The organism is Candidatus Thiosymbion oneisti, assembly GCF_900092655.1.
GTDB lineage: Bacteria > Pseudomonadota > Gammaproteobacteria > Chromatiales > Chromatiaceae > Thiosymbion > Thiosymbion oneisti.
On the sequence record NZ_FLUY01001388.1, the window covers coordinates 1 to 815 of the forward strand.

The following is an 815-nucleotide window of genomic DNA, read 5'->3' on the forward strand; positions in this document are numbered from 1 at the left end:
TCGCGTCCCAAACGCTGTCGAAAGTCTCGATCTCTGTATTGCTCATGGCTCATCTTGGATCAGCCGACTAAACCGCATTCTGGCAAGCTCGAGGTCTCGCTTCGATGTGGTTTGTGTTTTTTTCTGAAAGGCATGGAGAACGTAAACAGCATCGGGTAACCTCGCCGTATAGATTACTCGGAAGGTGCCCGAGTCATCCCACACCCGGAGCTCTTCGGCCCCGCGACCGATAGTCGGCATCGGTTTGAAATCGTCGGGTTGTCCGCCGCGCTGAATCTTGTCGATCTGTCGTCCGGCGTCCTGTTTCGCGTTCTTTGGGAAGGCTCGCAAGCACTTGAGAGAATCGCCGAGGAATCGCACTGGTTTCATGCCATGGACTATATCCACGTGGATATATTGTAGCAAGCTCGGAAACGGACGTGGGCATGAACCTTGTCGGGGGTAACGGATAGACCGAACTCGTACTCCACAAAGTGGAAGTGGGTTACTGCCTCAGTGGTGTATCAGGTATCTTCATCTGGCTCTCACGCTTCGGCGTGGAGGCGAATTCCGACGCCGCTATCGAATTCGAGGAAATGCTGCTGACACGGCGTCCGGAAGAAATATTTGCAGCGGAAGATGAAACGGATTGGAATGAATGGGTCGAATTCTTCAGCCGGACGCGGGAAATCGATGATCGGCGAGAAAAAATGGGGACAAAAAAATGGGTATAAAAAATGGGTATAAAAAATGGGGACTGACCCTGAGATATCCCCACATTATTTCTATCTAAGACAACAAGTTGTAGTGTGTAGTTACTGTCGATCTGGACATGC

At 50.9% G+C, this 815-nt stretch carries 2 protein-coding genes; one reads left to right on the top strand and one right to left on the bottom strand.

What is annotated here, in order from left to right:
• Positions 1-42: 42 nt before the first annotated feature.
• The gene (locus BQ17_RS14290) at positions 43-369 is read right to left on the bottom strand and encodes a type II toxin-antitoxin system RelE/ParE family toxin (RefSeq protein WP_089728176.1); all 327 of its coding nucleotides are present in this window, start codon (positions 367-369) and stop codon (positions 43-45) included.
• A gap of 104 nt (positions 370-473) precedes the next feature.
• Here BQ17_RS14290 and BQ17_RS14295 point away from each other — a divergent pair, with 104 nt between their 5' ends.
• Positions 474-713, top strand: a complete 240-nt coding sequence (locus tag BQ17_RS14295) for a hypothetical protein (protein ID WP_089728178.1) — start codon at positions 474-476, stop codon at positions 711-713.
• The last annotated feature ends 102 nt before the right edge of the window (positions 714-815 follow it).

Coding starts and splice junctions, on each gene's coding strand:
- BQ17_RS14290 (WP_089728176.1), bottom strand. CDS start 369: ATGAAACCAGTGCGATTCCTCGGCGATTCTCTCAAGTGCTTGCGAGCC.